The 24,106-nt window shown below is 68.4% G+C and carries 24 protein-coding genes; 10 read left to right on the top strand and 14 right to left on the bottom strand.

Features of this window, described 5'->3' with window-relative positions; translation table 11 throughout:
• Nucleotides 1-12: 12 nt before the first annotated feature.
• A complete protein-coding gene (locus WDJ58_RS05065) occupies nucleotides 13-1,770 on the top strand; it encodes an excinuclease ABC subunit C (RefSeq protein ID WP_338916548.1) in 1,758 nt (585 codons plus the stop codon).
• A gap of 88 nt (nucleotides 1,771-1,858) precedes the next feature.
• Here the strand turns inward: WDJ58_RS05065 and WDJ58_RS05070 are convergent, their stop codons facing one another.
• Complete coding sequence (locus WDJ58_RS05070; RefSeq protein WP_338916549.1) at nucleotides 1,859-2,230, bottom strand: group I truncated hemoglobin; 372 nt, start codon at nucleotides 2,228-2,230, stop codon at nucleotides 1,859-1,861.
• A 252-nt stretch (nucleotides 2,231-2,482) separates the two neighbouring features.
• Here WDJ58_RS05070 and WDJ58_RS05075 point away from each other — a divergent pair, with 252 nt between their 5' ends.
• Entirely contained in the window at nucleotides 2,483-3,634 is a 1,152-nt protein-coding gene (locus WDJ58_RS05075) for an SPFH domain-containing protein (RefSeq protein WP_380661566.1), read from the top strand.
• Between the two features lie 441 nt (nucleotides 3,635-4,075).
• On the opposite strand, the gene WDJ58_RS05080 is transcribed toward WDJ58_RS05075, so the two are convergent.
• The gene (locus WDJ58_RS05080; protein WP_338916550.1) at nucleotides 4,076-5,077 is read right to left on the bottom strand and encodes a DUF5784 family protein; all 1,002 of its coding nucleotides are present in this window, start codon (nucleotides 5,075-5,077) and stop codon (nucleotides 4,076-4,078) included.
• 118 nt (nucleotides 5,078-5,195) lie between these two features.
• Here WDJ58_RS05080 and WDJ58_RS05085 point away from each other — a divergent pair, with 118 nt between their 5' ends.
• The gene (locus WDJ58_RS05085) at nucleotides 5,196-5,372 is read left to right on the top strand and encodes a DUF5786 family protein (RefSeq protein ID WP_338916551.1); all 177 of its coding nucleotides are present in this window, start codon (nucleotides 5,196-5,198) and stop codon (nucleotides 5,370-5,372) included.
• Here the strand turns inward: WDJ58_RS05085 and WDJ58_RS05090 are convergent.
• Complete coding sequence (locus WDJ58_RS05090) at nucleotides 5,356-6,117, bottom strand: DUF7530 family protein (protein ID WP_338916552.1); 762 nt, start codon at nucleotides 6,115-6,117, stop codon at nucleotides 5,356-5,358. The two genes, WDJ58_RS05085 and WDJ58_RS05090, sit on opposite strands and share 17 nt — an antisense overlap.
• A complete protein-coding gene (locus tag WDJ58_RS05095; protein ID WP_338916553.1) occupies nucleotides 6,118-7,101 on the bottom strand; it encodes an NAD(P)H-binding protein in 984 nt (327 codons plus the stop codon). It abuts the gene before it with no gap.
• A gap of 268 nt (nucleotides 7,102-7,369) precedes the next feature.
• On the opposite strand from WDJ58_RS05095, the gene WDJ58_RS05100 reads away from it, so the two are divergent.
• From WDJ58_RS05100 to WDJ58_RS05115, 4 genes are all read left to right on the top strand, one after another.
• Nucleotides 7,370-7,615 carry a hypothetical protein gene (locus WDJ58_RS05100; protein ID WP_338916554.1) on the top strand — a complete coding sequence of 82 codons (246 nt, stop codon included), beginning with the start codon at nucleotides 7,370-7,372 and terminating at the stop codon, nucleotides 7,613-7,615.
• Between the two features lie 48 nt (nucleotides 7,616-7,663).
• Entirely contained in the window at nucleotides 7,664-7,870 is a 207-nt protein-coding gene (locus WDJ58_RS05105) for a DUF7561 family protein (RefSeq protein ID WP_338916555.1), read from the top strand.
• A gap of 289 nt (nucleotides 7,871-8,159) precedes the next feature.
• Entirely contained in the window at nucleotides 8,160-9,995 is a 1,836-nt protein-coding gene (locus tag WDJ58_RS05110) for an ATP-dependent DNA helicase (protein ID WP_338916556.1), read from the top strand.
• 94 nt (nucleotides 9,996-10,089) lie between these two features.
• Nucleotides 10,090-10,335, top strand: coding sequence for a hypothetical protein (locus WDJ58_RS05115; RefSeq protein ID WP_338916557.1), 246 nt, complete (start codon nucleotides 10,090-10,092; stop codon nucleotides 10,333-10,335).
• A gap of 144 nt (nucleotides 10,336-10,479) precedes the next feature.
• Here the strand turns inward: WDJ58_RS05115 and WDJ58_RS05120 are convergent, their stop codons facing one another.
• From WDJ58_RS05120 to fer, 6 genes are all read right to left on the bottom strand, one after another.
• Nucleotides 10,480-11,820 (bottom strand): aspartate aminotransferase family protein, encoded by a 1,341-nt coding sequence (locus WDJ58_RS05120; protein WP_338916558.1) that lies wholly within the window; start codon nucleotides 11,818-11,820, stop codon nucleotides 10,480-10,482.
• 873 nt (nucleotides 11,821-12,693) lie between these two features.
• Nucleotides 12,694-13,767 carry a class I SAM-dependent methyltransferase gene (locus WDJ58_RS05125; RefSeq protein WP_380660286.1) on the bottom strand — a complete coding sequence of 358 codons (1,074 nt, stop codon included), beginning with the start codon at nucleotides 13,765-13,767 and terminating at the stop codon, nucleotides 12,694-12,696.
• Nucleotides 13,764-14,921 (bottom strand): 60S ribosomal export protein NMD3, encoded by a 1,158-nt coding sequence (locus WDJ58_RS05130; RefSeq protein WP_338916559.1) that lies wholly within the window; start codon nucleotides 14,919-14,921, stop codon nucleotides 13,764-13,766. Before WDJ58_RS05130 ends, WDJ58_RS05125 begins: the two co-directional genes overlap by 4 nt.
• Before the next feature lie 178 nt (nucleotides 14,922-15,099).
• A complete protein-coding gene (locus WDJ58_RS05135; RefSeq protein ID WP_338916560.1) occupies nucleotides 15,100-15,942 on the bottom strand; it encodes a polysaccharide deacetylase family protein in 843 nt (280 codons plus the stop codon).
• Entirely contained in the window at nucleotides 15,939-16,676 is a 738-nt protein-coding gene (locus WDJ58_RS05140) for a glycosyltransferase family 2 protein (RefSeq protein WP_338916561.1), read from the bottom strand. The genes WDJ58_RS05135 and WDJ58_RS05140 overlap by 4 nt, the downstream gene beginning before the upstream one ends.
• A 154-nt stretch (nucleotides 16,677-16,830) precedes the next feature.
• Entirely contained in the window at nucleotides 16,831-17,523 is a 693-nt protein-coding gene (gene fer, locus WDJ58_RS05145; protein ID WP_338916562.1) for a ferredoxin Fer, read from the bottom strand.
• Between the two features lie 184 nt (nucleotides 17,524-17,707).
• Between fer and WDJ58_RS05150 the strand changes: the two genes are divergently transcribed.
• Nucleotides 17,708-18,871 (top strand): acyl-CoA dehydrogenase family protein, encoded by a 1,164-nt coding sequence (locus WDJ58_RS05150; protein ID WP_338916563.1) that lies wholly within the window; start codon nucleotides 17,708-17,710, stop codon nucleotides 18,869-18,871.
• 145 nt (nucleotides 18,872-19,016) lie between these two features.
• Complete coding sequence (locus WDJ58_RS05155; RefSeq protein WP_338916564.1) at nucleotides 19,017-19,748, top strand: CPBP family intramembrane glutamic endopeptidase; 732 nt, start codon at nucleotides 19,017-19,019, stop codon at nucleotides 19,746-19,748.
• 122 nt (nucleotides 19,749-19,870) lie between these two features.
• Here the strand turns inward: WDJ58_RS05155 and WDJ58_RS05160 are convergent, their stop codons facing one another.
• The 3 genes from WDJ58_RS05160 to WDJ58_RS05170 form a co-directional block, all read right to left on the bottom strand.
• Nucleotides 19,871-20,281 carry a DCC1-like thiol-disulfide oxidoreductase family protein gene (locus WDJ58_RS05160; protein ID WP_338916565.1) on the bottom strand — a complete coding sequence of 137 codons (411 nt, stop codon included), beginning with the start codon at nucleotides 20,279-20,281 and terminating at the stop codon, nucleotides 19,871-19,873.
• Between the two features lie 98 nt (nucleotides 20,282-20,379).
• The gene (locus WDJ58_RS05165) at nucleotides 20,380-20,877 is read right to left on the bottom strand and encodes a cupin domain-containing protein (RefSeq protein ID WP_338916566.1); all 498 of its coding nucleotides are present in this window, start codon (nucleotides 20,875-20,877) and stop codon (nucleotides 20,380-20,382) included.
• 286 nt (nucleotides 20,878-21,163) lie between these two features.
• On the bottom strand, nucleotides 21,164-21,451 hold the full coding sequence (locus WDJ58_RS05170) for a hypothetical protein (protein ID WP_338916567.1): 288 nt from the start codon (nucleotides 21,449-21,451) through the stop codon (nucleotides 21,164-21,166).
• Between the two features lie 377 nt (nucleotides 21,452-21,828).
• On the opposite strand from WDJ58_RS05170, the gene WDJ58_RS05175 reads away from it, so the two are divergent.
• Nucleotides 21,829-22,359: a redoxin domain-containing protein gene (locus WDJ58_RS05175; protein ID WP_338916568.1), complete on the top strand. Its 531-nt coding sequence runs from the start codon at nucleotides 21,829-21,831 to the stop codon at nucleotides 22,357-22,359.
• 287 nt (nucleotides 22,360-22,646) lie between these two features.
• Here the strand turns inward: WDJ58_RS05175 and WDJ58_RS05180 are convergent, their stop codons facing one another.
• Entirely contained in the window at nucleotides 22,647-23,960 is a 1,314-nt protein-coding gene (locus WDJ58_RS05180; protein WP_338916569.1) for an SAF domain-containing protein, read from the bottom strand.
• Nucleotides 23,961-24,106 lie beyond the last annotated feature (146 nt).

Below are 24,106 nucleotides of genomic sequence, written 5' to 3' on the forward strand. Positions count from 1 at the left end.
CCAACTACGGACGTGAATCGGGACGCGGTCCGCGAGCGGGCGAGCGACCTCCCCCGCGAGCCGGGCGTCTACCAGTTCGAGGACGGCGACGGGACCGTCCTCTACGTGGGCAAGGCGGTCGACATCAGGTCCCGGGTCCGGTCGTACGCGGACCCGCGCGGCGAGCGGATCCGGCGGATGCTCGACCGCGCCGACCGGATCGAGTTCTCGGTGACGGACACGGAGACGCAGGCGCTGTTGCTGGAGGCCAACCTGATAAAACGGCACCAGCCACGCTACAACGTCCGCCTGAAGGACGACAAGTCATACCCGATGGTCCAGCTGACCGACCACCCCGCCCCGCGCATCCAGGTGACGCGCGACCCGAACGAGGGTGCGACGGTGTTCGGGCCGTACACGAGCGTCTCGACTACCGAGACGGTGGTGAAGGCGCTCCGGGAGGCCTACGGGATACGGGGGTGTTCGGACCACAAGTTCTCGGGCCGGGAGCGGCCGTGTCTCGACTTCGAGATGGGGCTCTGCACCGCGCCCTGCACGGGGGAGATCGGCGAGGAGGACTACCTCGCGGACGTCGAGAGCGTCCGGCGGTTCCTCGGTGGGGAGACGGGCGTCCTGGCCGACCCGCTCCGCCGGGAGATGGAGCGCGCAGCGCAGAACGAGGAGTTCGAGCGGGCGGCGAACCTCCGGGACCGACTCGAGGCGGTCGAGTCGTTCCACGGCGGCGGCGCGGAAGCGGTGGTCTCGCGCGACGAGCGGGCGGTCGACGTCCTCGCGGCGGCCGTCGAGGGCGACAGCGCGACGGTCGCTCGGCTCCACAGCGCCGACGGGAAGCTGGTCGATCGCGAGCGACACCGGGTGAAACTGGACGCCGACTCCCCGTCGGACGCCGACGGCGGTCGGGTCGCGGAGGTGCTCTCGGCGTTCCTGACCCAGTACTACGCCGAGCGCGACCTGCCCGACGCCGTCCTCCTCGCCGAGCGGCCCGACGACCGGGAGGTGATCGAGTGGCTCGAAGGCGAGGGTGTCGCGGTGCGGGTGCCGGGCGCGGGGCGGGAGGCGACCCTCGTGGAACTCGCGCTCAAGAACGCCCGCCGACGGACGGGTGCGGGCGACGCGGCCGCCGCGCTCCGGGACGCCCTCTCGCTCGCCCGCCGGCCGGAGCGCATCGAAGGGTTCGACGTGAGCCACGCGCAGGGGCGGGCGGCCGTCGGATCGAACGTCCGTTTCGTCGGCGGCTCCGCGGAGAAGAGCGGCTACCGGCGCAAGCGACTCACGGACGAGAACGACGACTACGCGAACATGCGCCAGCTCGTCCGGTGGCGGGCGCTGCGGGCCGTCGAGGGGCGCGACGACCGGTCGGATCCTGACCTCCTGTTGATCGACGGCGGCGAGGGTCAGTTGCGGGCGGCGATGGACGCACTCGCGGAGGTCGGGTGGGTGATACCAGTAGTAGCGCTGGCGAAGGAGCGCGAGCTCGTCGTCACGCCCGACGGGACGTACGACTGGCCGGACGACGCGGCTCACCTCCACCTGCTCCAGCGGGTCCGCGACGAGGCCCACCGGTTCGCGGTCGCCTACCACCAGCAGGTACGGGACGAGGTGAAGACGGCGCTCGACGACGTGCCTGGTGTGGGGCCCGAGCTCCGGAGGCGGCTCCTCCGGCGGTTCGGGAGCGTCGACGGGATCCGCGCGGCCTCGACCGGCGAACTGCGGGCCGTCCATGGGATCGGCGAGTCGACCGCCGAGACCCTGCGGAGCCGCCTCGGGTGACTCGCGGCCCCGGCGCTCGCTTCCGTTCCCGCGCGAAGCCGGCTTCCCCGTTTCGGTCGTCGAGTTGTGCCGTCCGGAGGTACGCCGTCTACTCCCGTTCGTCCTCGACGATCTCGGGACGCAGGCTCTCGACTTCGGTGAGGACCCGTTCGCGGTCCGCCCCGGACACGCCGTTCTCGGCCAGCGCACGGTCGAGGTGCTCCGCGACGACGTCGAACTCCTCGTCGGTGATACCCATCCCGCGGTGGGCCTCGCGCATGTCCAGCCCGGTGTACTCGACCGGACCGCCCGTCACCGCCGAGATGAACTGCACCTGGTGGGCACGTAGCGCGGTCGTGTCCGTCCCCTCGAAGTGGTGGAGGACCCGTTCGTCGTTCAGCACGCGGTCGTAGAACTCGTCGACGACGCTCTCGACCGCCTCGTGACCGCCCATGCGGTCGAACACGGTGGCTTCGCTCACGGGAGGGGTCGTCCTCCGGCGGGGTGAAAGTGCCTGTGGCTTGGGCCGGGACACGAGGGTCCGGTTCCGCACAAGCGTTAAGCCGTGCCTTCCCTGAGTGAGGGTATGTCAGGCCGCGACCGCGACGGCGTCTTCTACCAGCTCGGCCGTCTCGTCGAGGAGCTGGAGAGCGGTTCGGCCGACAGGGAGGGGAGCGACGGCGGTAGCCGCGGCCCGAATAGCGGTGGGGACATCGAGGGCGACGACTCCTCGATGGCCTCCGAGGCACAGCGCCGCTCGACGCGGAACACCCTCCTCCTGGTCCTCGGCGTCGCGGTCGTGCTCGGGTTCGCGCTCGGCCTCGTCAGCATCAACCCGGCGACGATCGCCGGCCTCGTGCTCCTCTCGCTCGCGGTGGTCGTCGTCAGCGACAGCGTCGAGATCGTCCAGGCCTACGAGAAGCGCGCGCTGACGGTGTTCGGCGACCTCCAGGGTATCCTCGACCCCGGGATCCACTTCGTCCCGCCGTTCGTCTCCCGCACTTACCCGTACGACATGCGGACGGAGACGCTGGACGTCCCGCGCCAGGAGGCGATCACGCAGGACAACTCGCCCGTCACGGCGGACGCGGTCGTCTACATCCGGGTGATGGACGCCGAGCGAGCGTTCCTCGAGGTCGACGACTACCGGCGCGCGACGCTCGCGCTCGCCCAGACGACGCTCCGGGCGGTACTCGGCGACATGGAGCTCGACGAGACGCTCTCGCGCCGCGACGAGATCAACCGCCGCATCCGCGAGCAGATCGACGGCCCGACCAACGAGTGGGGAATCCGCGTCGAGAGCGTCGAGGTCCGGGAGGTCAAGCCCTCGATGGACGTCCAGTCGGCGATGGAACAGCAGACGGCCGCCGAGCGCCGTCGCCGCGCCATGATCCTCGAGGCCCAGGGCGAGCGCCGGTCGGCCATCGAGCGGGCGGAGGGTGACAAGCAGTCGAACGTCGTCCGGGCCCAGGGTGAGAAGCAGTCCCAGATCCTCGAGGCGCAGGGGGACGCCATCTCGACGGTCCTCCGGGCGAAGTCCGCCGAGTCGATGGGCGAGCGCGCGATCGTCGACAAGGGGATGGAGACGCTCGCGGAGATCGGTCAGAGCGAGTCGACCACGTTCGTCCTCCCCCAGGAGCTCACCTCGCTCGTCGGCCGCTACGGCAAGCACCTCACCGGAAGCGAGATCCGGGCCGACTCGGACCCGATCGAGAGCCTGCAGTTCGACACCGAGACCCGCGAGATGCTCGGTCTCGACGACATCGACGAGATCCTCGCGGAGGTGAGCGCGCTCGAGAACGGCTCGAACGGCGCGGGCGTCCCCGAGCCAGAACCGGAGCCCGACCGCGCGGTCGACCGGGACCGCGAGCCGGAGTCCGAGTGATCTGACCCCTCTCGCGGCGCACGGTTCACTTCGTTCGCCGCTCAGATGGAGGCTTCCTTTCGGTCAGCCTCGCTACGCCTCGTGGGTCTTCGCTCCCCGCTCGAATGGAGGTGGTCCTCGCTTCGGTTCCTCGCCGTTCGGCTAGTAGAGGCCTCCCTCAGGCGGATTCACTTCGCTCGAATCACCCTGCTGCTCGCGGCTCACTTCGTTCACCGCTCGTGTTTCCGTTTCCGAGGCCTCCCTTCGGTCGGCCGCGCTTCGCTCGCCCGTCAACGTTCTCGTTCGCTGGCGCTCATGAGGACTCCGGTCGGCCTCTCACTCCTCGCGGGTCGTCGCTACGCTTCTCCCCGCTCGGTTCGAGGGCTCGCTCGCGCTGCTCGCGGGCCGTTTCACTCCCCGCTCGCCGTTCGGGTTCCCGCGGCCTCCCTTCGGTCGGCCGCGCTAATCCCCGACCCAGTCGATGGCTCCCGAGAGGTCGAACGGGACCGTCCCGATCCGGTAGCCCTCGACCGAGCCGTCGGGTCGGGCGCGGAATACCACGGTAGGTCGGTAGCCGACGTCGGGTCGCTCGGCGGCGACGGCGGCCCACTCGTCGTCGCGGAACGACGAGCAGTCGATGACGAGTGTCGTGCCGGGGTGTTTGTCGAGCTGGGCACGGGTCTTCGACTGGCCGGTCTGCCTGACGGCGGCGACGGCGGTGTCGGCCCGCGAGCGCCGCGTGGGGGGGAGCGGCCGGGTCACCTCTACGAGGTGCTGGCCGTCGACGCGGAAGTCGAGCGCGTGGCCGCTGTCGAGTTCGACCTCGGGGACGAACTCGACGCCCGCGTCGAAGAGCAGTTTGGCGACGATGAACTCGCCCATCGTCGCGGCCATCCGCGTGAGGTCGGTCCCCGCGCTGGTCCCGAGCTTGGAGGCCATCTCGTAGCGGTAGGGGTCGAGACACCCGGTCGCGAGCAGGTCGTCGACGAACGAGAGCGCCTCCCCGCGCGTCGCGTCGGGGAAGCCCGCGGTGTGCTCGCGGAAGAACTCCCGCGTGGTGTTCCGGCCGTCCTTCGAACAGAAGACGGGGAGGAAGAACCAGGCCACGTACTCGTAGTCGGTGAGCCAGGGGTCGGTCGTCTCCATCCGCGCGAGCAGTTCGCGCTGTGCCCACCGCGTGACGGGGTAGGGTGCCTCCTCGAACGTCTCCTTGTCGGTGCGCCAGAGCGCCTCCGGCGTCTCGGTGTTGCCGAGCCAGTACGCGCCGTCGTCGTCCCAGCAGAACAGCGCGAAGTCCCCGTTGTGCATCTCGAAGCGGACGGCCTCGTACCCCGCGGGCGGGGCGAACCAGGGCGACTCGGTGGCCGCACCGAGGTTCGTGTCGAGCGGGCGATAGAGCTCTCTGTCCACGCGGTCGCGCGACCACGACCCGTGAGAGCGCCGGAAACGGAGGGGACCAGCCACGGTGTCCGTACTGCCCCCGGGGATTTACCCGTTGCGACGGATCATCGTTTCAGTTCGGCGACGCTGAACCCCTCCGATAGATTGAATAGCAGGGTTACGCAAGTTGTGTGTAGTTACCATGTCAATGGGTGCCTATGACGAGGACGAGCACGAACGCCGGGAGCAGAAGGCGAGCCAGGTCGACGCCGACTTCGACGACGAGCGGACGAACTACCAGGGGACGATCGAGTACGACTCGGGGGAGTCGGCAGAGGCGCTCCTCGACCAGTTCAAGCGGATCAAGTCCTCGCGCTGACTTCCGGGTCGCCGGGATCGCTCCCGTTCTCCCGCCGGTGTAACAGCACGACGGAGAGCCCCGTGACCGCAGTCACGGCGAGGACGTGCCCGACCAGCGCCACGAGCAGGACCGGGTGGTCGAGGAGGAACGGGACGAAGAGGAGCTGGACGAGGCCGAAACCCATCGTCTCGACGTCAGCACGACGTAGCGTCCGCACCGTCCCCGCGTCGAACCGAAAGCGGGCCGACCGCCAGAGCGCCACCACCGACGCCCACCAGCCCGTGCCGATCCGGTAACAGACGTCCCAGAGCACGAGCAGCGTGAGGTAGACCACCACGACGGGCGGTTCGGGGCCGAACAGCGACTCGATCAGCGGCGTTCCCGACTGTCGGGGATCGAAGACGAACAGGTGCGTGACGAGCGCGATGTAGGCGAGGACGGCGAGCACGACCTCGACGCTCGACCCGAACAGGAGCCGGCGGTACGATCCGGGAACCGCCGCCGAGCGGGCGAGCGAGGCGATGCGGAGCATCTCGACGCTCCCGACGGCCGCGACGAGGACGGCGACGGTCCCGGCGACCGCCGCCGCCCGGAGGTCGTAGTACCACGCCAGCGCGAGGACCGCCACCTCGAAGAAGCCGAGCTGGATGCCCACGGCCACCGGTCGGGACAGATCGATCCCCGGGAGGGCCCCGACGATGCTCTCGTACACCCACGTCTCGCCGTACTCGGGGGGTTCGGCGTACTCGGGCGTCCCGCCCATCTACGGCACCTTCGCCCGGTCCTCCGGAACCGCTCCGCCCTCGTCCTCGTCGTCCCCTCCGCTCCCGTCGCTCTCGCCGGTCGCCTCGGGCGAGACCGCGTCCTCGCCGAGCGCCCGCCGGACCGCCTCGTCGAACGGCGTGAGCTCGACGGGTACCAGCTCCTCGATGCGGTGGTCGCTGACGATCACCGCGTTCTTCAGCCCGAGGATGAGCGGGTGGGCGACGCTCGTGGGGACGTTCGTCACCAGGCCCAGCCAGTAGGCCGAGAGCTTCGGCGTCAGCACCGGCACCGGGAGGACGTACGGCTCGCGCCGGCCGGTAGCCCGGGCCGTCCGCTCGATGAGCTCCTCGTAGGTGAGCACCTCCGGGCCGCCGATCTCGAAGGTGTCGTTTCGGGTCGACTCCTCGTCGAGAACGCCGACCAGGTAGGCGATCACGTCGTCGATGGCGACCGGCTGGCACTCCGTGCGGACCCACTTCGGCGTGATCATGATCGGGAGGCGCTTGCCGAGCTGTCGGACCACCTCGAAGGAGGCGCTCCCGTCGCCGATGATGACCGCCGCGCGGAGCGTCGTCAGGTCGAACTCGTGGTTCGAGAGGACGTACTCGACCTCGCGGCGCGACTGGAGGTGTTCGGAGAGGCGGTCGCGCTCCTCGCCGAGCCCGCCGAGGTAGACCACCCGGTCGATCCCGTGTTCGTCGGCGGCCTTCGCGAAGTTGTGGGCGGCGCGGCGGTCGCGCTCGGCATAGTCCTTCCCGGCGTGCATCGAGTGGACCAGGTAGTAGGCGGCGTCGATCCCGCCGAGGGCGGCCTCGAAGCTCCCGGGTTCGAGCAGGTCGCCCGCCCGGACCTCGACGTCCGGGGGAGCGTCGTACCGGCCGGGGTCGCGGACGAGGGCGACGACGTCGTGGCCCGCCTCGACGAGGGCGGGGACGAGGCGTCCTCCGACGAAGCCGGTCGCCCCGGTGACGAGAACTCGCATACCTCCCCGGAGGACTCCGTTCCGGTTAAGTTTCTTCCTTCGTTTCACTAGAGAAACACCGTCAACCCTGCCCGGTCCCGACGTTCGTCGGCCCGGACTGTGGGGGCCGCTCGGATCGACCGCCGTATCGAATTCGTCCATATTATTCGGAGAACCCACGGAGATAATGGGGGAAATCACGGCAGAACCACTCTATGGCACCCGTCGGTATCTGAAGTAAGTTTTTAGTGGGAGGATCGGGCTAGCCACGTTCGAGGAGGTGATCGACGTGGCGATCGGCACGGGTGCCGGAAACGGACGCACCGACGGTCGAACGAGACCCCTCCCGCTCGCGCCGCCGGACTCGCCCTCGCGATACGATCTGACGCTGCTCGCCATCCCGCTCGCCTTCCTGTGTGCGCTCGTCCTGGGATCGACACTCCCGGTCCCGACGGCGTCCACGCTCCTCGTCGCGGCGATCTGCGGCGCGGCCGCCGTCGCCGACGCCCTGTTTTGCAACCCGCCGACGGGGTAGCGGGTCCCCAGTCACAAGCGCTTTGCCCGCACCGACCCACGCTCGCCTATGGCCCGGGAGCCGTGCGACGGCTGTGGCCGCACCGTGCGCATCGCCGGCGGCATCGCCAACCTCTGGTCGTTCGACGGCGACCGGACCGAGGGACTGACCCTGGAGCTCGAGGACGGCTCGGAGCACTTCCTCTGCTACGACTGTATCGAGCGGCTCCCCGAGGACCCGTCCGGACGGGACGTGGCCGCGCTCGGGGAGGAGTAGCGCGGCCGACCGGAGGGAGGCCGCGGAGAACCGAACGGCGAACGAAGTGAGCCGTGAGGAGTAGCGCGGCCGCAACGAGCAAGGCGAGTGAGACCTCGGAAACGCGAGCGGGGAGGAGCGGAGCGACGACCCGCGAGCGGTAGGGTAGTCCGAACGGAGTGGGGACCACCTCCGGTCGAGCGGCGAGCGGGGAGCGAAGCGAACTGCGAGGAACGGAACGAACCGAGGGCCGGAGTCCACGATCCGACGGGAGCGGTGGGTTTAGGCCGCCCGGGAGAAACCCTCCGCCGTGGACCCGGCGCGTATCACCGAGGAGTTCCCCGCCCCGAGCTACCGCGGCGCACAGGAGCGGGCCCTCGCCGACATTCGAGCGGCGTTCGAGGCCGGCAACGACGTGGTGCTCGTCCGCGCGCCGACCGGGAGCGGGAAGTCGCTGCTCGCCCGCGCCGTCGCGGGCTGCGCCCGCCGACCGGGCGAGGCAGAACCCCACGATGCCGTCGGGGCGTACTACACTACCCCGCAGGTCTCACAGCTCGACGACGTGGCGGGCGACCCGCTCCTGGAGGACCTGAGCGTCATCCGCGGGAAGCCCAACTACGACTGTATCCTCCCGGGCGAGACCGACACGCCCGTGAACCGGGCACCCTGCGCCCGCGAGCGGGGGTTCGACTGCCCGGTGAAGCATCGCTGTCCGTACTTCTCGGACCGGGCCATCGCCTCCAACCGGAACATCGCGGCGATGACGCTCGCGTACTTCATGCAGACCGCCGGCTCGGACGTGTTCGGCCGCCGGGACGTCGTCGTGATCGACGAGGCCCACGGGCTCGCCGAGTGGGCCGAGATGTACGCCACCATCGACCTCTCCTCGACCACGGTTCCGGTGTGGGAGGACTGCGAACCCCCCGCGATCGACGGGCTGACGGACGTCGAGGGGTACGCAGAGCGCTTGCGCGACACCTGTCAGCGCCGCCAGAAGGAGCTCCGGGGGCAGGTCGAACTCGCGCCGAGCGAGGCCGCCGACCGGGACCGCCTCGCCGAACTCGTGCGCGACCTCGGCTGGTTCCTGGAGGATCTGCGGGATCTGGACTCGCGGACGACGTGGGTCGCCGACCAGCCCGACGGGGCGGGTAGCCGTGTGACGATCAAGCCCATGGACCCCGCGCGCTACCTCCACCACACCGTCTGGGACCGCGGGCGGAAGTTCGCGCTGCTGTCGGCGACCATCCTGAACAAGGACGCGTTCTGCCGGTCGAGCGGCCTCGACCCCGCGAACGTCGCGCTCGTGGACGTCCCCCACACCTTTCCGGTCGAGAACCGCCCGCTGTACGACGTGACACAGGGGAAGATGACCTACGAGCACCGCGACGAGACCCTGCCGAAGGTCGCTCGGGCGCTCGTGCGGATCATGCAGCACCACCCCGACGAGAAGGGGCTGGTCCACGCCCACTCCTACGCCATCGCCGATCGCCTGACCGACCTCCTGGAGGACTTCGGCGTCGGTGCCAGGGTGCGAACACACGATCGCGAGAACCGCGACGCGGCGCTCGACGGGTGGAAGCGTTCGGGCGGTTCGGACGTCTTCGTCGCGGTGAAGATGGAGGAGGCCCTCGACCTGAAGGGCGACCTCTGCCGGTGGCAGGTGCTCTGCAAGGCACCCTACCCGAACACGCGGGACTCCAGAGTGTCGAAACGGCTGGAGGACGGCCAGTGGGCGTGGTACTACCGGACGGCCCTGCGGACCGTCATCCAGGCCTGCGGACGGGTGGTCCGGGCCCCCGACGACCACGGCGCGACGTACCTCGCCGACTCCTCGCTGCTGGACCTGTTCGAGCGAGCCCGGGTCGACATGCCCGACTGGTTCGCCGAACAGGTCGACCGCACGACGAAACCTGACCTTCCGGAGTTCGATCCCCGGAGCGCCGTCAGTGAGGTCGGCCGGGACGCCTCGGGACGGGACGGCGACTCGGCGGGGAGTCGTTCGGGTGGGAGCTCCGGCCGCTCGAACTCGCGCTCTCGTTCCCGCTCCCGGTCGCGCTCCCGATCGGGGTCGGGTTCGGGCTCGGACTCCTCGGACGGCTCCACGGCCTACGACGACCACCCGCTCTCGGACGTCTGGGGGGAGTGAGGCGGATCTCCCTGCACGGGGGAACCGACTCCGGAAACGACGTCGTGGTTCATCGGCGGACAACCCTATCCCCCGTGGAACGGTACGTGTCCGCATGGAGGAACACGAGGCCACGTTCGAGATCGAGTCGAAGGCCGACGCCCACGCCGTGGAACGCCTGCTGGAGCGTCTTTACGATTCGCTCCGGGAGGAGTCTCGGACGGTGCGGAGTGAAACGGGCGACTCGACGGAGATGCTGGAGCAGTTCAGGGCCCTCCTCGACTCCGCACGGCAACCGAGGTCCGGCACGCTGCGCGTGGTACTCGAACAGCGTGACGACTCCTTCGAGGGGCGCCGGTAGTCGACCCGCGGGGGTCCGAAAACCGAGGCCGGGAACGGGCCGTCGATCACCTCGATAACCCCGGCTACCGGTTCGGACTATCTCCCCTCGGCACCCACGCCGGAACCGGCGAGCCGGGTACGAACACGCGACCGCCTCCGATACCTACAGCACGTCTTCGGCGACCGCCTCGACGCTCTCCACCACGGAACGACCGATCCGTTCGGCGGACTCCTCGGAGACGTTCAGCGGTGGCGCGAGCATCACGTGGTCGCCGGCGACGCCGTCGACCGATCCCCGCCCGGGGTAGGTGTAGACGCCCCGCTCCATGGCTGCGTCGTACACCCGCTCGTAGACGTGCAGGTCGGGGTCGAACGGCTCCTTCGTCTCGCGGTCCGCGACGAACTCGACGCCGATCATCGCTCCCGTGTGGCGTATCTCCCCGACCATCGGGTGTGAATCGAGCGGTTCGAGTTCGGCCCGGATCGTCTCCCCCCGCTCGCGGCCGGTCGCCAGCAGGTCGGGCGTGTACCGCTCGACGACGTGGCCGGCGACGGCCGCCGCGACGGGGTTGCCCGCGTAGGTGTGGCCGTGGGGGAACGATCCCGCTCCGCCGGCGCGGAACGGCTCGGCCACCGACTCGCGCACGACGACGCCGCTGATCGGCGCGTAGCCGGCCGAGAGCCCCTTCCCGACGACGAGCAGGTCCGGGACCACGTCGTAGTGCTCGACGGCGAACATCGATCCGGTGCGGCCGAACCCGGTCATCACCTCGTCCGCGATCAGGAGGACGTCGTACTCGTCGCAGATCCGACGGACCTCCTCGTAGTAGGCGGGGTGTGGCCGGGCGGCGGGAATCGACGCGCCGCCGACGGGTTCGGCGACGAACGCCGCCACCGTCTCGGGGCCCTCCTGCTCGATGGTCGTCTCCAGCTCGCCGGCGGCCGCGCGGGCCTGCTCCTCGGGCGTGCCCTCGTACCCCCACCGGTAGGGGTAGGCGGGACCGATATGCGGCCACGCGGGGAGCATCGCGTCGAACGGCACCCGGCGGGTCGTGTTCCCCGAGGCGGCGAGCGCGCCGAGCGTCGACCCGTGGTAGGCCTGCCACCGCGAGACGACCTTGTGCTTCCCGGGCGCTCCCCGGGAACGGTGGTAGGCGTGCGCGAGTTTGAACGCCGCCTCGTTCGCCTCGCTCCCCGATCCCGTGAGGAAGACGGTGTCGAGGTCGCCCGGCGCGAGGTCGGCGACGCGCTCGGCGAGCGCCTCCGCGGGGGCGTGGGTGAAGTGTGACAGCGAGAGGTACGAGACGCGCTCCGTCTGCTCGGCCACGACGTCGGCGACGTCGGGCACCGAGTGGCCGAGGTTGGCGACGGCCGCGCCGGCCGCCGCATCCAGGAGTTCCTCGCCGTCGTCGGTGAGGAGGAACTCGTCGTACGCGCGTTCGATCCGGGGGAGGTCGGGCGCGACGCCCGCCCCCCACTTGTGGAAGAGGTGTTCCGAGGACATCCCTGCCCGTGCGACCCGGCGGGCGGTAATAAATCCGCTCGCCGGGGTCGTCGGTCGCGGCACTCCCACCTCCCGACTCGCGCGCTCGACGTCGCACACCGATCGAAATGGACGGTTACCCGAGGAAGAACGAGACGAAGTACGCGACCGCCGAGGAGACCATCAGGAACGCGAAGAGGAGCGCGATGATCTGCTGTCTGTTCATAGAGAATCGAGGCGGATACCCGCGTCTTCAGGCGTCCCGAGAACGCCAGAGGCGTTCTCGTGGGCTGCACGAGACGAACCGCGTCTCGTGAACGCGGGAGGAAGCCGACAGGGTGCCGTCTTTCCCACTGTTCTTCGACCGTCCGGTTTCCGAACGTGAGCGGTACTGCTAACTGAGTGTTGATTGTGTGTCATGGTACTGCATCCGAGCCAAAATGACTCGGGTGTAGGGGCACCCGTAGGCGTGCCCCGGATTAAACATCCCGGCGATGTGCAGAAACTCGGGGCCGATGCCGCCGTCCCTCCGGGTCGGAGTAACCGACTCGTGAAACGACCGCGTTCGAGGCCACCGAGAATTAAAGCGGTGTGAGTCAGCCGGTCGGTCCGTCGTGGACCGAACGTGCCTCTCCATAGGCCAGCGTCTCTCCGGATAAAGCCTGGAGAGAGTACGTCCGAGGACGCAGAACAGCCTCCTCGGACCGAACGCTGACGTACAGCCCGCCTCGGTCTGCCGCAGGTCGGTGGCTGGAAACCCATCATGGGGAAATGCCACGGCCTTCAGGCCGTGGTAGCTTACGTCCCTGGATTCCCGCCGACCGACTTAAGCGTCCGGGCGGTTCCTGCGTCGTCGATCCGCAGTCGGACCCGCTCTCCGTCCCGACCCCGACGTCACCCCACTCTTGCGTCGACGACGACGTGGTCGACCCCGGGGCTGTGGGACTTCACGACCCGCCGGTCGAGCACCTCGACTCCACGGCCGCGCTCGTCGGCGGCCTCGCGCAGCCGTGAGATCGGTCTGTCCCACAGTTCTGCCTCCGGCGTCGCCTCGTGGAGGTGGACGACCCCGCCCGGTCGGAGCGCCGAGAGTGCCGAATCGAGGTACTCCCACGCCTCGTAGTAGCCCATCACGACTCGATCGACCGCCTCCACCTCGACGTCCCGGCAGTCCGCCCGGAACGCCGAGATTCGGTCCTCGACGCCATTTAGAACCGCGTTCTCCGCGAGGTAGCGGAACGCCGTCGGGTTCACCTCCGTCGCGGTCACCGCCGCACCCGCGCGGGCCATCGGGAGCGTGAAGTAGCCGATACCGGCGAACATGTCGAACACGCGCTCGCCCTCGCCGACGACCTCCCCCATCCGGGCGCGCTCGGCCTCGTTCCCGGGGGCGAACATCACCGCCGCGAGGTCGAGCGCGTACCGGATGCCGTGCTCGGTGTGGACGGTCTCGGTGTCGCCCTCGCCGGCCAGCACCTCGATGTCGGGCTCGCGGGTCGTCCCCGAGACCCCGCCTCGGGCGAGGACGGTGTCGGCCTCGCCGTGGAGCGAGAGCAGCGCCTCGCCGACCTCCTCGGGTCGCGGAGCGTCCCCGATATCGACGAGGACGACGCTACCGACGACGGCCCACGATCCCGGCGCACGGTCGATCTCGTCGTCCTCCCACCCCCGCTCGCGGAGCAGGTCGGCGAGCCCCCGCGTCCGCCACGGGAGGTCGGCCTCGATCACCTCCCGCACGTCGGTCCCGACGGGCGGTTCGGTGACTGGGAGGGCGACACGCCCCTCGTCGTGTGGTGCGACGCTCCGCGCGTCGTCGTAGACGCCCTCCCCGCGGAGCGACTCGATGGCCGCTTCGGCCCGTGACTCGTCGACCAGCGCGGCCAGTCCCGGCCCTCGCCTTCCGGTCCCGTCCTCCCGGTCTGGGTCGTCCGCTCGACCGCTCCCGTTCTCGCTCCCCCGGTCGGTCACGCCGACTCCTCCGGATCGGTCCCCTCGCGCGGCAGGACGTGGAGGCCGGCCCGGGACCGGAGCACCGGGAGCGTCTCGGCGTCCGTATCCGCGAACGACGGCCGGGGGATGGTCTTGGCCTCGTAGGTCTCCGGGTCGAGCACCTGCACCGAGCGGTCGTCCTCGACGGTTACCACTGTGGTCTCGACGGCCTCCTCGCGGGTTCCGAGCTTGCGTGCGTCGGGATCGATCCCCTCCTCGTGGCTCGCCTCGTAGCGCTCGCCGGTCTCCAGGCGAACCCCCTTGAGATTCCCGTGCGCGGAGGTCACCAGCACCGGCCCGTCCCCGTCGTCGAGGTCGATGACGTCCCCGGGTGTGTACGGCGGGAGCCGCGCGACGAACGTCACCCGGTAGACCTCGTTGCCGTCGCCGTCCTCGGTGACGAGCGTCTCCGCCGCGGAGACCGACCCGCCGAACTCGCGGGTGATGCGGTGGGCGATGGCCTCGCCCATCTGGTTCGTGCTGATCTTCATGTCCGCCCCGCTGGCCGTGTAGTCGATCTCGGTGATGAACGCGTTCCGATCGCCCGTGGCCTCCCGCTCGGCGATGTACTCCTCGGCGATCTCGACGGCGCGCTCGTTCTCCGCGTCCGTCGGCACCCGTTCCGTGCCGCGGACCTGGACCAGCGCCGCGTAGTAGTCCCCCGCGATGCGGCCACATCGGGTACATGTCTCGCGGGCGATGTAGACCGGGACCGTCACGCTCTCCTCGACGGGCGTCTCGCGGATCCTGCCCGTGAACGTCGCGTGCATCCGGACGGTGTTCCGGTCGACCTGCTCGGGGTCGACGGTCCACCGGACGTCCTCGACGTCACGGTGGACGCCGAGCGCCCGGGTCACCTCCTCGATCGCGACGTCGGTGTAGTCCTTCGCTCCGACGTCGACCCACCGGTTCCCGCGGTGGACCGCGCCGCACTGCGAGCAGACCCGTACCTCTACTCGCTCCGGTGCGTCGACGAGTTCGAACCCCTCGAAGTAGCAGGCGTCACAGAGCACCCGGTCGGGGTCGCGCGGCTCGCCCGGCCGTGGCTCCTCGGGGGGGTCCATCGGGTCGCCACACCGCGGGCAGAACGCCCGCGACTCGCCGGACTCGTCGGAGCCGTCGGACTCGCTCATTACCGGGACCTAGGTCCGTCTTGCCGTTTAAACGTCGCGTCCGAGTGTGGAACACCGCCGAACGACGAGTCCGACGGCGTCTGCGCGCCCCCCGGACACCCGATCGTCGTCCGATCGTCGGGGCGGGTCGCCGCCGAGGACAGGTGGGTTCGTCCGGTGGCGTCGTGCGCGCCCTCTCTCACGAGTGCCGGAGATATTCCATCAGATCCTCGAATCGACCGGCCGAACGACCGGACCCGGCGAGCGCGTCGAGAGCCCGCTCGAAGACGGAGAACCCGTCGGCGTTCCGGGCGTAGATCGCCCGGTACGGGAGTGGGAGGCGCCTGTACGACTCGGGGTTGAATAGGTCGTGCATATGAACGTTGAACACCGTCGGCTGTTCGGATCGTCCCGATAGAAGCGCCAGTGACGGCCGACCGATGAACCGACAGTACGAGAGGGACGTCGGCAGGGGGAGCACGTCGGAGAACGTGGTGAAGGGGATCTCGTAGATGTCGTGGTTCACCCGTCTGTGTGGTACGGTCGGTTCACCCAGGTGGTTGAAGCGCCCGGGACGCCACGAGGGCAAAAGGCTAGCGTCGAACTCGTACCCGTTCTCGGTCAGCACGGTGTAGTCCTCCGGCAGGACGTCACCGTCCGGGAAGCGATATCCGGTCGGCTTCACGCCGAAGAACTCGTAGAACCGATCCGTACTCCGGTTTACCTCCCCGGAGACGTCCACGTCCGACCGGGGGGTATGGGTATGCGAGTGCGGGTGGAACTCCACGGGGACGTTCACATCGCGGAGAGATTCGACGGCTTCCGGTCGTGCGTCGAGGACCTCGGTCTGGACGAACACCGTCAGCGGGACGTCGTAGTGCTCGACCAGCGACCGGAACTCGTCGACACGCTCGAGCGCGCCGTAACGATTCGACGGCAGGGCGGTCCCGTAGTCGCATTCGAGGTCGAGAGTCAGGTAGGTGCGTCGATCGGAAGGCCACCTCAGTAGTCGGCGAGACTCCCCGGCGGAGGACGGTGTCACGGACCGAACACGATCGTCCTCAGTACGTTCTTCAGGAGGACGGTACCGTGCGAGACCGGGTTCTCGGTGCTTGTCGTCTCGACGTCGTAACTGATCTCGGTGCCGACCTCCTCGACGCTGAACCCGTCCAGGCAGGCCAGGTAGAGGACGTCCGTGCTCGCACCCATGTGGTCGCTGATACGGTCGCGTCCGGCGAGGGCGCGGATCACCCGTCGGTCGTAGGCCCGGAACCCGCTCTGCGTGTCCGTGATCGGTGAGGACGAACCCGCTCTCCCGAGGGCTACCACCGCGAGCGTGTTCAGCAGGTGGAGTCCGAAACGACGATACAGTGGAGCGTCCGTCGCGCCGGATCCGACGAACCGACTCCCGACGACGACCCCGGCACCGGTCCGGTCTAGGTGACCGACTAACCTCGGTATATCCGACGGGTCGTGCTGGGCATCCCCGTCGAGCGTGACGAGGTGAGTCGCCGATCGACGGGTGGCCTCCTCGAAGATCGCCTTCAGTGCCGCTCCGTACCCCCGGTTACGGTCGTGCCTGATGACGGTCGCGCCGGCGGAGCGAGCGATCCGTGCCGTCCCGTCGTCGCTTCCGTCGTCGACTACCAGTACCTCCTCCGCGACGCTCGACGACTCGGAGACGACGCCACCGATAGTGTTCGCCTCGTTGTACGCCGGGATACCGACGACGGTACCCTCGACGTCCGGGTCCCCGAGTGCGTTCCCGTCGTCCATCACCTTCGCCTATCCTCTCATCTCACATAGTAGTTTCTGAGATGATATTTACCGGGGCGCTTCCTTCGGGTAAAAAACAAAATCGTCCCCCGGCTCGACTAGGAGCGGAGGGTACTGCTGGCCGTCCCGACCGCTCCCGTGATCGCCTCCGCTCTCAGTCGCTCGATCGCGCCTGTTCGAACGGGCGTGGCGGCAGTCGGAGTTCGTCGAGGTCGGGGAGGTGCTTGACGTTGTAGACGACCCGCATCCTCCCGGTGACTGGCGCGCCGACGCAGGAGAGCCGGATGCCGTGGTCGAGCATGTCCGAGGGGAGGATGTGGTCGACGGGCATCGACATCTCCCCCTCGGTGACCGCGACCGCGCAGTTCGCACACGCCCCGCCGCGACAGGCGTACGGCCACGCGAACCCCTCGCCCTCGGCGGCCTCGAGGAGCGACTCGCGCGTCCCGACCGTGAACCGGCCGTAATCCTCGGTGTCGAGTCCCGCCTCGGCCGCCTTCTCGAACAGGTCCTCGTCGTCGAGCGACCACCCCTGGTCCCCGAGGACGTCGTAGTTCAGGTACTCGACCTCCGGGTCGGGAGGTTCCGGCTCCGGCTCCGGTTCGGGTTCGGGTTCGGGTTCGGGTTCCGCCGCGTCGTCCCCCTCCTCCGCACCCCGTCCGGACGAGTGCACACGGGCCCCGTTCCCCGAGGTGATCTCCTCGTAGGCGGCTCGCACCGCCTGGAACTCCGAGGCGGAGCCGCCGTGGTCCGGGTGGGCCTCCATCACTCGCCGCCGGTACGCCTGCTCTATCTTCTCGGCGTCCGCGTCCGGGTCGACCCGGAGCGTCTCGAACGGGGACTCCACGCCCGAGGGTAGTCCTGTCGCGCCCAAAACGTTTCTCCCCGCGGCAGTCCTGGCGCTCGCGTACGCCCCCGCGCGTGGCTTCGTCGGGACGTGACCCCCGGTCGTCGACCGTCCTCGCTCTCGATTATCTCGTCGATCGGGCCGGTGTACCAGGGCTTTTGTCGGTGCCGTCCGAAGGCGTGGTATGCTCGACTACGTCGATCTGGAGGCTGACCTCACGAGCGAGGAGCGGATGGTCCGCGACACCGCACGCGAGTTCGTCGAGGACCGGTTCAAACCCGTCGTCGCCGACCACTGGATCGAGGGGACGTTCCCGACCGACCTGATCGAGGAGATGGGCGAACTGGGATTCTACGCGCCGAACCTCTCGGGATACGGGCTGGCCGACCTCTCCGAAACCGCCTACGGCGTCCTGATGCAGGAACTGGAGGCCGGCGACTCCGGGCTCCGTTCGATGGCCTCGGTGCAGGGCGCACTCGTCATGTACCCTATCCATGCCTACGGGAGCGAGGAGCAGAAAGACGAGTGGCTCGAGGAGATGGGGACCGGCGAGAAGATCGGCTGTTTCGGCCTCACGGAACCGAACCACGGTTCGAACCCCTCGGGGATGGAGACCCACGCCGAGGCCGAGGACGAGGGGTACGTGCTCAACGGGACGAAGACGTGGATCACGAACTCGCCGCTCGCGGACGTGGCGCTCGTCTGGGCGCGCGACCGCTCGGCCGACGACGATCCCGTGCGGGGGTTCCTCGTCGAGACCGACCGCGACGGCGTCGAGACGCCGAAGATCGAGGAGAAGCTCTCACTGCGCGCCTCCGTCACCGGCCAGGTCGAGCTCTCGAACGTCTACGTGCCCGAGTCGAACGTCCTCCCCGGCGTCGAGGGTATGAAGGGGCCGCTGTCGTGTCTCACGCAGGCCCGATACGGCATCGCGTGGGGGGCCATCGGCGCGGCCCGGGACTGCTTCGAGACCGCCCGGGAGTACGCCACCGACCGCGAGCAGTTCGGTAAGCCCATCGCCTCGTTCCAGCTCCAGCAGGAGAAGCTCGCCGAGATGGCGACCCAGATAACGACCTCACAGCTACTGGCCTACCGGCTGGCCGAACTCAAGGAGCGCGGCGACCTCCGGGCCCAGCAGGTGTCGATGGCAAAGCGCAACAACGTCCGGATGGCCCGCGACCAGTCCCGTATCGCCCGTGAGATGCTCGGTGGCAACGGCATCACGGCCGACTACTCGCCGATGCGCCACATGGCGAACCTCGAGACGGTGTACACCTACGAGGGGACCCACGACATCCACTCGCTCATCCTCGGCCACGACCTGACCGGCGTCGCCGCATTCGAGTAACGTCGCCCGATCGGGCCACCGAAGCGGAGCGTCGTGGCTCAGTTGTATCGCCTCTCTACCCCGCGAACCGCCGCGTACGCTCTCCTGTGTATCGAGGAGCGATCCACGGGTCCGTGTTTTATTCGCGTACGATGATGATGAACCGATGGGAGTCAGAGGCCGCGTGTCCGTCCGGCCCCGGATCGCGTCGTCCGGCGTGTTCGGGGCGGTCACGGTCGCCGTCGCGGGTCCGGTCGCCGGCTTGGGTTTCTCCCGGCTGATCGGACACCTCCCGCCGGTCGGTCCGCTGTCGCGGCTGGCGGCCGCGGTCGTCCTCTACGGGGCCGGTCTCGCGGCCGTCGGGGTCGGATACCTCGCGCTGACCGGCCGGCTCGGCGATCTCCGCCCCGTCCGCCCCGACGCCGAGGAGGTCCGTCTGGTCGCCGCGGTCATCGCCGTTCTCGTCCTCGCCTGGGTCGTCGCCGTCGTCGGCCTCGCCGTTCTCGGCGTCCCGTTCGCGGGGAACGCCCTGACCGCACAGGCCGACGGCGGGTTCCGGATCTCGCTGGTGCTCCTCGCCGGCCTCTCGCTGGTGGTCATCGCGCCCACCGAGGAACTGCTCTACCGCGGGGTCGTCCAGGCGTCGCTGTACGACGTCACGTCCCGACGCCGAGCGGTGGTCGCTGCGAGCGTCCCCTTCGCGCTGGCACACGTCCCGACGCTCTACGCCGATACCTCCGAGCCCTCGGCGGTCGGGCTCTCGCTGATCGCCGTCTTCGGTCTCTCGCTCGTGTTCGGCTGGCTCCACGCCCGGACCGACGACATCGTGGCTCCGACCGCGGTCCACGGTGGGTACAACTGTCTGGTCTTCTGTCTCCTCTACCTCGTCGGGGTCTGATGCGGACGGTTGTGTCCTCTACCGATGATCGCCGATCCTGGATCGGGCGATCGTCGCGAAGTCGTTACGACCGTCCGTGTGAGCGTCGGCCCGGTCGCCGCTCCGGCGTCCCGTCGTCCCCGTCAGTCGTCGTCCTCGTGTTCGGTCTCCACCACCGAGGGCTCGCGCCGTGTCGGCGGCTCGGCGGAGACGAGCAGCCCCCAGACGTCACGTCGGTCGGCCGCCTCGCGGTAGAGCCGCTCGCGGAGCGGGCCGTAGTCGGCGAACTGGTTGAGGAACGTCCGCGCCTCCCGTGGGAGGACGCCCGCGCGCTCCAGGGCCCGCTCGGTGGCCTCCCCGCACGAGTAGACCGCGTCCTCCGTCACCAGGTGGACGCACTCCTCGTAGTCGGCGGGGAGGGGTTCGCGCTCCTCGTCGGTCAGTTCGGAGAAGCCGACGATGCCCATCTCGGTCCGCCGGGCGACGAACGACGCCACCCACGAGCAGAACCCACAGTCGTCGTCGTAGACCAGCGTCGCCTGAGTCCGGGTCATACCCGTGTTAGGTGGCCGGCCGACGTGGGGCTTTCGGCTGTCGCATCGCCGCACTCGGCGGGTCTCGTCCGGGTCCTCCCGAACCACGACCCGCGAGGTCAGGTGAATCGGCCGGTCTCGGCCCCGCACTCGACACACACGGTCACGAGCGCCTCGGCGTCCTCGGCCCGCTGCACCTCCTGTCCGGTCCGCTCGCCGCACTCGGAGCACTCCCGGAGGATGGTCGTCTCGCCGCCCTCCTTCGGGGCTCCGAGCGCGAGCGCCTTCACCCGCGTCTCCCCCCGGTTCCACCCCTGCTGCCACTCGCCGGGGCCGAATCGGACCGCCTCGCCGGCGCTCACGGTGACGTCCTCCTCGCTCGCGGGTTCCGAGCCGCTCGGTGGCTCGCCGGTCTCGAACGTCACCTCGCCCGCCAGCACGTAGAACACCTCCTCCTGATCGGCGTGTCGGTGGTAGCCGAACGCGAACGACTCGCCGGGTTCGAGTTCGTAGTAGTTGACCGCGACGTCCTCGGTTCCGAGCGCCCCCGTCAGCGATCGCTTGACGCTCGCCGGCCCCATCCACGAGTCGACCTCCTCGATACGCGTCTTTCGCATGGCTGGGGGTCGGCGAGTCGGGAGTAAAGGGTATCGACGAGGGCGATGGGGTGCTGGCAGCGCCGACAGCGGTCGCGACGATCTGGGTCCCGGACGCACTCGGACCTCGAAACCCGTCGTAGATACCGAACGGGGACGATCGATGTGCTCTCGGCTCCCGAGCGGCAGGCGGGTTAGCCTCCCCGGCGAGCCCGTCCCCGCCCGTCCTCACGCGACGGCTTCGGCTCTCGTGACGTCGGCCTGCCGTCCCGTGTGTCGGGTCTCCCCGTCCTGCGTCCCTCCCGAGTCACGACGTGATCGCTCCGTCCATCGCGTTCCCGGCACGGGTTTTGACTCCGGTCTTCGGGAGCACCCGGGCGAGGGCGGCGACCCCCGGTGCGGCTCCGATCGTCCCGGTGAGGAGTACCGAGATCAGATCCCCTTGCGCGTAGTGTATTCGCACCGCGGCGAGCCAGAAGTCCGTCCATCCGACCACGAACGCGAGGACCAGGAGGCCGACGACGAGCCTCCCTGCGACTCCAATGGCTGACGTTATCGATTCCCCGACTGCGTCGCCACTGTGTTCGTCTGCCATCGTCGTTCGGGAGGGGCGCGAGCCGGATGAACCACCAGCCACGACTTCACACTCCGAGGGCTAGCTCGGCCTCGCTCCCGATCGAGTGCCGGATCGCTGGCGGACGACGACGTAGCGGGATTTCGAACCGCGAAGCCGGAATGCCGGCTCGCGATGTCACGCCGCTGGCGCTCCGAGCGGGGGTCTGGGATCGTCACGACGCTCGACGCTCGCCGGGTCCATCCACCGGTCGACCTCCTCGATGCGCGTCCGTCTCACGCCGGTGAGCGAGCGGCGGCTACCGCCGTTCCCGGTCGGCGAGTGGGTGGCGGTCGCCGTCCGGTATCGGATCTCGATACCTGACGGGCGTTATTGGGCGATCCGGTCGCAACGAGGATATGGTGGCTTCAGGGCTCGACGTCGGCGACACGGCACCCGACTTCACCGCTCCGCTGGTCTCGCCGGAGGAGGGTGTCGAGGAGGTGTCGCTCGAATCGCTGCTCGCGGACCGGCCGGTCCTGCTCTGCTTCTACACGAACGACTTCAGCCCCGACTGCATCGACGAGTGGTGCTCGTTCCGCGACTACGGGTGGTTCTCCACGAGCGAGCAGGTGCAGGTCGTCGGCATCAGCAAGTCACGCGCGAGCACGCACCGGCGGTTCATCGACTACCTCGGGCTGACATTCCCGCTCTTCTCCGACCGGGATCTCGCGGTCGCCGGGGCGTTCGACGTGAAGTACCGCACGTTCAGGCTCCTCCCCCGGTCGCGCCGCTCGTGCTTCCTCGTCGATACGGACCGAACGGTGCGCTATCGGTGGGTCGGCACCCATCCCCTCGACCCGACGCGGGACACTCCCGACGTCTACGAGATACACGAGGCCATCCGTGAGGAGTACGGCGAACCCGAGGCCGAGACGTTCGGGTTGTAGAACTCAGCGTGCGCTCCGGGAGCCACCTCCGTCGCCCCGATCCTGTCCGATGCTGCCCCGGTGGGATCACGAGACCTCCCTCCGATCGGCGGCTCGTATCCACGGTTTCGTTCGATCCCTCGATGCACGCGGAGTGCAGCCCCTTCGGTCGACAGCCACCGAATGCGGGAACCGAGGATCCGGCCTATGAGCAGCGTCGACGCGAACCTCTCTCGTAGTTGTACAGATGGACTACTCAGAAAATGGCGTAGTGATACGAACGGCTGTTGACAGAAAGCGCAGCGGAGCTAGACGGTTTCGTCCTGTATCCGACGGAGGTGGTAGAGGAACGAACTTTCGTCGACTTCCACGTCGTCTTCAGTGATGCGTTCATCTCGTTGGACAGGGCGAGTTACCTCGGCTCCGGCCAGTAGTTCGAACGGAACGGCACCCTCATTAGCCGCCTTCTCTGCGGACTGTAGTGCGCCGTAGATCGTGGTTCCCCCGCCACCATCGATCACGTCACCGGGCTCCAAGTCGCGCTTGGCTCTCGCGACAACCTCCGAAGCCTGCGTCCGAACGACTCCAGTGGGGCCGTCGTTGAGGGCGACGTTAGCGATACTTACGGTTGTTTCCGGGAAGATGTGGTACGAACGGTCGAAGTACTGGTATTTTCCACCATTTACGGTTGGTACGTTGAACCGTTGTTCGAAGTACTGCTGCATTTCAGGGTTTTTGGCTTCCGTGATCACGAATGCACTCGGGTTGTTAAAGCCGTCGGCTGGGGTGACTCCGTCGATGACACCTTTTTCATCGAGGACCCCCCCGTCACCCTTCGGGCGAAGCGTTTCGAGTACACCTTCCTGATCGGTCTTGGGGATATGTGGCTCTCCGCTGTCTGGAGTGAGACCGATCGCGTTCGCTGCTGCGCAGAGTTCGACGGAGACTTTCGTCCCGTCCAGAAAGGTGTTGTACATGCGTGGGTTCGGGTCGTTATTTTCGATGAACGACTCAGAAAGACCAAACCGTTCAGGCGCATCGTCCGGAGTTCCGTGGGGTTCGAGCGTGAAGATAGTCCCCTGGCCTGCGGCGACGATGTCCAGTCCTACTGATTGGGCCCAGTCGACAAGACCGATCACTTGCGCTGGCTCGTCCCCGTAGGCCATCGAGTACGTGACCCCTTTGGTCGACGCGATCTGTGAAAGAAGCGGGCCGACCGTCGCGTCGGTCTCTACGGTCACGTTGACGACATGGTTCTCAGCAGTGATTGCAGCCCAGATATGACGAGCCGCATCGACCGGGGCGCCGGTCACCTCGACCACGACGTCTACCGGGGCTTCCGCTGCGACGACACCGTCTGCTGTCACGACGCGTTTGCCTTCATCCAGGGCGGCCGCGACCTCATCGGAATCGTCTGTTTTTACGACTTCGCTGGTGTCAACGCCCGCTTTCCGATAGGCCGTCTCCGCCTTCGAGATCTCGATATCTGCCAAGACGACCGGATCGATACTTGGCATTCTCTCCACCTGATACGTGACGAACTTGCCGAAGACTCCCGTACCGATTATCGCGACCGATATCGGATCATCTGCCCGCTTTCGCAAGGTTTCTTGTAAATACATCGACTTTCACCTCCCTTCGCGGGCATATATAATTATTGACCAGCCGTACAATACGCACAAACGTTGACTCGTTGCTATGATAGTTGCCCGTCCTGCTCGGATAGCCCGTCGAAGTTCAGTATGCAGCCGTTACTGGTTTCGAGATA

It is taken from the genome of Salinirubellus litoreus (genome assembly GCF_037335815.1).
GTDB lineage: Archaea > Halobacteriota > Halobacteria > Halobacteriales > Haloarculaceae > Salinirubellus > Salinirubellus litoreus.